The sequence below is a fragment of the Microcoleus sp. PH2017_05_CCC_O_A genome (assembly GCF_020738785.1).
Taxonomy (GTDB): domain Bacteria; phylum Cyanobacteriota; class Cyanobacteriia; order Cyanobacteriales; family Microcoleaceae; genus Microcoleus.
The window spans coordinates 22700-28809 of the sequence record NZ_JAEQCB010000174.1; the positions used below are offsets into that span (position 1 = coordinate 22700).

At 45.3% G+C, this 6110-nt stretch carries 8 protein-coding genes; 2 read left to right on the plus strand and 6 right to left on the minus strand.

All coding sequences use genetic code 11. From position 1 onward, the window contains the following. Positions 1 to 31 precede the first annotated feature (31 nt). From JGK20_RS29270 to JGK20_RS29295, 6 genes are all read right to left on the minus strand, one after another. Entirely contained in the window at positions 32 to 1105 is a 1074-nt protein-coding gene (locus tag JGK20_RS29270) for a glucose-1-phosphate thymidylyltransferase (RefSeq protein ID WP_293182892.1), read from the minus strand. Positions 1106 to 1531: 426 nt separating this feature from the next. Next, complete coding sequence (locus JGK20_RS29275) at positions 1532 to 2242, minus strand: M15 family metallopeptidase (RefSeq protein ID WP_293193268.1); 711 nt, start codon at positions 2240 to 2242, stop codon at positions 1532 to 1534. 24 nt (positions 2243 to 2266) lie between these two features. Further along, positions 2267 to 2620 (minus strand): DUF5615 family PIN-like protein, encoded by a 354-nt coding sequence (locus tag JGK20_RS29280; RefSeq protein WP_293182896.1) that lies wholly within the window; start codon positions 2618 to 2620, stop codon positions 2267 to 2269. Next, positions 2620 to 2856, minus strand: a complete 237-nt coding sequence (locus JGK20_RS29285; RefSeq protein WP_293182898.1) for a DUF433 domain-containing protein — start codon at positions 2854 to 2856, stop codon at positions 2620 to 2622. The genes JGK20_RS29280 and JGK20_RS29285 overlap by 1 nt, the downstream gene beginning before the upstream one ends. A gap of 126 nt (positions 2857 to 2982) precedes the next feature. Further along, a complete protein-coding gene (locus JGK20_RS29290) occupies positions 2983 to 3645 on the minus strand; it encodes a class I SAM-dependent methyltransferase (protein ID WP_293197373.1) in 663 nt (220 codons plus the stop codon). Between the two features lie 120 nt (positions 3646 to 3765). Beyond that, positions 3766 to 4077, minus strand: a complete 312-nt coding sequence (locus tag JGK20_RS29295; RefSeq protein ID WP_293203532.1) for a hypothetical protein — start codon at positions 4075 to 4077, stop codon at positions 3766 to 3768. A 338-nt stretch (positions 4078 to 4415) separates the two neighbouring features. Here JGK20_RS29295 and JGK20_RS29300 point away from each other — a divergent pair, with 338 nt between their 5' ends. Continuing rightward, positions 4416 to 4886 carry a MarR family transcriptional regulator gene (locus JGK20_RS29300; protein WP_293197375.1) on the plus strand — a complete coding sequence of 157 codons (471 nt, stop codon included), beginning with the start codon at positions 4416 to 4418 and terminating at the stop codon, positions 4884 to 4886. 166 nt (positions 4887 to 5052) lie between these two features. Next, positions 5053 to 6110, plus strand: a 1058-nt coding sequence (locus tag JGK20_RS29305) for a biotin/lipoyl-binding protein (RefSeq protein ID WP_293233105.1), incomplete at its 3' end; no start/stop codon positions are given.

A 6110-nucleotide genomic window follows, 5' to 3' on the forward strand; every position in this document is an offset into this window, starting at 1 on the left:
TTGCCGCTACGAGAATAGTGCAAATCCTAAGTTATACTAACTCGATTTGACTGTCATCACCAATCATAAACCGCAACGCTTTAGGACGCGGCGGCGCATTTGTGAGTTGAGCTCGCTGTCCGATCACGCTGTCAACAATTCGCTGGTGAATGCCAACAATTTTCGCCCCTTGCAATATTACACTGTGTTCGATATCAGCATCAACCATCGTCACGCGATCGGCAATACTGCTGTAAGGCCCGATAAAGCAATTTTCAATGCGGCAATTTTCCCCAATTACCACAGGCCCGCGAACTGTAGAATTAATGATTTCACTACCTTCCCCTACTTGCACTCGCCCGATAATTTGACTTTTGGCATCTACTTTTAATTCAGTTGAAGCTACAATACAGCTATCTAAAATGATTTGGTTTGCACTCAGCAAATCATCTTTTTTCCCGGTATCCAACCACCAACCATCTAAATTGCAGGCTTCTACGTGTTTTTCTTGATTGATTAGCTGTTGGATAGCATCAGTAATTTCGAGTTCCCCGCGGGGCGAGGGTTGAATTTGATCGATCGCCTCGTGAATAGTAGGAGCAAAAAAGTAAATCCCCACCAGTGCTAAATTAGACGGCGGAACTATGGGTTTTTCTACTAACTGTAAAACTCGCCCATTCTCATCAACCTTTGCTACACCGAAAGCACTGGGATTGGGAACTGGGCGCAGCAAAATTAGAGCGTCTAGTTTTTGCTTATTAAAATTCTCTAAAAACGGATCTAGCTGACTCTGAATTAAGTTATCTCCTAAATACATAATAAATGGAGAATCACCCAAAAATGGTCTCGCAATTTTTACTGCATGAGCGAGTCCCGCCGGCTCTGATTGTAAGATATAAGTAATTTTTGCACCGAAGCGAGAGCCATCTCCTGTTTTCGCCTTCACCTCTTCACCTGTTTCAGGACTAATAATAATCCCGATATCCGTAATCCCAGCCGCCACAATGCCTTCAATTCCGTACCACAGTATAGGCTTATTTGCCACAGGAACCAACTGCTTAGCACCCGTATAGGTGAGGGGACGCAAGCGTGTTCCTTTGCCGCCAGAGAGGATGAGTGCTTTCATTGGTGAAATCTAAGTTATCCTTTAGAGTTTGCGGTGCTGGCTTGATTTGCCTGCACTTGTTAGCTCTCGTTAATTTTAAAGCACGGCTACCCCGCTGGCAATAGCTGACCCAAAAGAAGGAAGAATTGACAGTTGACAATTGACGGTTGACAATTGACAGTTGACAATTGACAGTTGACAGTTGACAGTTGACAGAAGGAAGAAGTAATCAAAGCAGGGGTTTCAGGAATCAAGAAGGTTTTCAGTATAGCAACCGCCACATGGGTGAAGACATAAATAACTTCATGAATAGAGTCGATTCCCGTTCTGCATCAATGATTTGATTCCCGTTCTGCAACTGTCAACTGTCCACTGCTATATCTTAGCGGTTGCAATCCAAATGATTTATAGCGATCGAGCATTCAGTCGTCTCAAATCTAAAATGGTTTAATAGCGGCCGTATCGGGCGATAACTTGACTACCACTATTCTTGTTATTTGTCAACCACGCCCACATCTGATCGCCCACAGAAAAATGCCACCACTCGTTAGGATGTTGCTCAAAACCAGCAGCTATCATCGCATCTTTCAATATTTGCCGGTGCAGGTGGTATTGCTGTTGTTGCGCGTCCTTGCTATTACCAAAATAATCGGGATAAGAACGTTCTGATATTTCATCAATCGGAGAACCCATATCAATTGGTCGATTATGTTCATCGACTAAAGTTACATCTAAAGCTGCGCCTGTACTGTGAGGAGGAGGCGTCGTGCGATCGAGGCTCGGCACAGCCCAAAATTGATACACGTGTTCTATAATTACTTGGCGTTTGTCTTCGGAAACCGGAAATTCGCAGCCTTGAGCTACGGCAATTTGATTGAAAGTATAATCTACCATAAATTGCTGGACTTCCACGGGTCGATAAGCATCAAATATCAGAATTTTCCAATTTTGATGATTTTGCTGTAGCTGAGTTTGAGCTGCTACTAAACTATCTACAACTCCTTGCCGCAAATAGTAAGGTGAATCTGCTTTGCTGTTGTGATAGGGAGCACCCAACTTTTGATAAGGGTGCGGAATTTCAAAGGCAAAATCTTCTGGTGGAATTGGGACTAAAGGCTCGCCGCATTCGTCAATTTCTATTTGCTGATATGGTTTCATATCAAGGTTTTACCTACTTAATTATTACTGGTGAACTACAATTGTATCGCGATTCATTTCTATCAATGAATGTTCCTCAAACATTTCAACCAAATGCGGCAAATTATTCACAAATAAGTCTATAAGTTGGTTGTTATTTATGTTGCCAGTCGTCAATATTAACAGCTTGTAAGGTTGCTGGCTAATCAGAAATGAATCGAGAAAATCTCGATCTTTGGTGATAACAATTCTGCTTTCTTGCATTGAAAGCAAGTTAATTTCTGAATCGGGAGTTGCGTTGAGTCGAGGTAAATCCTTAGTATGAATAGTATCGCAACCAGCAGATTGCAAAACGCGTGCCAGACGTACTGGTAATTGTGCATCTACCAAAAACTTCATTACACTAATACTCGATATATGCTTTTCACTTGAGTCAGCCGTGCTGCAAATAGCAAAGCAGCTAGAATATCTTCATGTTCTAAATCATCATAATCATCTATAATTTCTTTAGCATTCATACCTGAACTAAGTAATTCAAGAATCAACTCTACTGGATATCTGAGACCGCGAATACAGGGTTTTCCGTGACAGATATTTGGATCGAGTGTGATGCGTTGCAAAAGTTGGTTGTCCATGTTTTAGGAGCCACTGTTAAATATATTCTAAGAGAGAGCGTAACTCTAGCTCGGTTTGTAGTAAAGACTTTAGTGCTCAAAAAAATCAGCGGACTAAAGTCCTCACTACAAACATTTAAAAAAATCCTAACTTTGGCGGTAAGCAACTACCGCATAAAATGGATCGCCGCCTCCCATCCCCAGCATTTGCATAAAACTCGGCAAGCTAGACTGTTTAGCAATTACTTCCGGCTTGCTAAATCCGGGTATATTCGCTCCTTTGACGGAATCAAAGTAACCCTGGACTAATTTTACCCGATCGCCCTCCGAACCTTCCCGCCAAGCCGCAATTGCTTTCTGATAAAACATCCGGTTGGAAAAACTGATAATTGCGACGCCCCCCGGCTTCAAAATCCGGTGCATCTCGGCAAAAATCGCATCCGGGTTTTGCAAATACTGCACCGAAACGCAGTTGACAACCGCGTCAAACTCTGAATCGGGCAGTGGCAATTTAGGATTTGCGTTCAAATTCTGCACGAAATAATGATTCAGTCGGGGATTTTTTGCCAACTCCTCTTCATTCATGCCGTGTCCTTCGACATGAGCAAATTCCATTTCCTCGGGCAAGTGAGACACCCAACTGCTCATCATATCAAAAATCCGAGTATTCGGTTTCAGGCGTTCCCGATACAAGTCGGTTAGTTGCTGAATGAATCCCTCGTCTACGTGCGTCACAAACCGGGGATAGGAATAAAACAGATTGTCGTCGGTGTCGTCTAACTTGGTGCGCTGATTTCCTTGGAGTGGCATAACGTGCGATGTGCGATCGTAACTTTACTCTTCTTATTTTACTAATAATTAAGAAATGTAAACAGATTCCCCAGGATGGACTTTCCGGGACTCGCCTGATCCAATTTTAAATCATTCTCTTCAGAGTTTACTCAGTATTTTTATTATGCAAGACTCTGCTTCATTCAGCTTGTCACCACAGATTCCGGCTCGTTTATGCGTTGATTCAGAACTAAGAATAGCTGAATGAGCGGCTTCAAAATAAGGCATGAGCTGGCTCTTTATAGACGGATCGATCGACTCATTTTTTTTTAAATCATCACACAGGCTAGACACGGCCCATTTGGCATCACTCATCATTGTTGTTTCGTAGGCTTCTTGCACCTCGGATTGGGCGTTCTTTAATTGCTGAATGATTTGATCTAATTTTTTTCTTTGCTCTTCGCACATCACATTAATCACTCCTTGAGAGACTAAATTATATAGGAATAGAACAAATTATTATCGTCGGTATTATTGAACTTGGTGTACTGATTTCCTGGGACTAGAATAAAGTGCGATCGCAACTTTGAGCTTCCTATTTTAGGAATAATTAAGAAATCCAAACAAGTTTGACGAAAATTTAGCTGTTTTTTGCGATCGAGCGTGGGCGATCGCCCTCATTATACTGACTTACTTGCTGCCGACTCCATCTCAAATCTCAAATCCGATGACCGAAAATCCGCGATCGCCCCTTGACAGCTCCCAAATAACATCTTACACTAATAATACGAACGCTAAGTAATAAGCCGATGGTTACTATATCCACAGTCGATCGCAAATATCTAGCTAGGTGGCACGACGTTCTCGCCCCCTACAGCCTGGGCTACCGCATCAAACTGCTAGGGCAGCTAGGGACTCGCAGGTTGCAAGAGATACTCGAACCATTTGGGCTGACACCATTTCACTGGTTGGTACTGTGCTGCTTGTGGCAAGAAGACGGCTTGCCAACTTCCAGCATTGGCGACAAACTGCAACAGGTAGGCGGTACACTCACAGGCGTGCTCGATCGCATGGAAGAAAGAGGCTTAGTCCGCCGCGAGAGAGACACGCGCGATCGGCGGATTTGGCGAATTTGGCTAACGGATGCAGGCAGGGAACTGCAAGACGTGCTGCCACCGCTGGTGGCGGAGATCCGAGAGAAGTCAATGACTGGCATTTCCAAAGCCGATCGAGAACTCTTCTCCCAATTGATCGATCGGGCGATCGTCAATCTTTCCTAAACCGCCAACAAATAGCTCTTTCGACTGAAGCGCAGCAGCATCTACCTCAACTACATTAAAAACAACTCAAAAATACTACGCACTCTTAAAACAAGCAGTCTTACTAAATAAAAACTACGTACCCTAAACAAACGACATCTTACTAAAGTATCAGGAGTCAAATACCATGAAAGGCACAAACGAAATCAACCCAGAAGAATTCAACGGTAACGGCAAAGGCAAAGCAGTAGCCCTCTTAGAAAAGCCGATCGACGACACCATAGCAAAAAGCCTACCAGTAATCCCCGCGCCAGAAACAGAAGTCAGCGCCCCCGCCGAACTCAAAACCAGCCCAGAAACAGAAATCCAAGCACCCCTGCCGGCGCCGGAAACACCGAAGAAAAAAGCCCCGAAAGCGATAATTTTAGCAGCGCTGGGCATCGGGGCGATCGCCGCGGGCAGCTTTGGCTACAATTATTGGCAATACGCCTCCATCCACCAAGAAACCGAAAATGCCACAGTAGCCGGACACATCCACCAAGTCAGCAGCCGCATCAACGGTACAGTCGGCGAAGTCTTAGTAGAAGATAACCAACAAGTAAAACCGGGCCAACTGCTGATCAAACTCGACCCCCGCGACTACCAAGTTAAACTGCAACAATCCCAAGCAGCCTTAGAAAACGCCCGCCGCCAAGCCGAAGCAGCCCAAGCGAATATTTCCCTAGCCTCTCAAACCAGCCAAGGTAAAACAGCCCAAGCCCAAGGAGATATCGGCACCGCCAACGCTGGCATTTCCACCGCCCAAGCAGCAATTAGGGAAGCCCAACAAGGCGTACCCGCAGCCGAAGCTGCTGTCGCTCAAGCTGAAGCCGGCGTACCCGCAGCGCAAGCGAAAGTCGCCCAAGCAGAAGCCGGAATTCCCCAAGCTCAAGCTAAAGTGACGGAAGCCGAAGCCGGAATTGCCGCAGCGCAAGCTCAGTTAGTGCAAGCGCAAGCTAATCTTGTGAAAACGCAAGCAGATTATAAACGGTACGAAAGTTTGCAGCAAGAAGGTGCGATCGCCGGCCAGCAATTAGACGCAGCGAGAGCCGCCTACGAAGTCGCCCAAGGCCAAACCACCGCAGCCCAACAAGGAATTGCCCAAGCTAGAGCCAGGTTAGCCCAAGCCAAGGAAGGCGTAACCGCAGCGATCGCAGCAGTAGCGCAAGCTCAAGAAGGAGTAAAGCAAGCTGAAGCTCAAGTCGC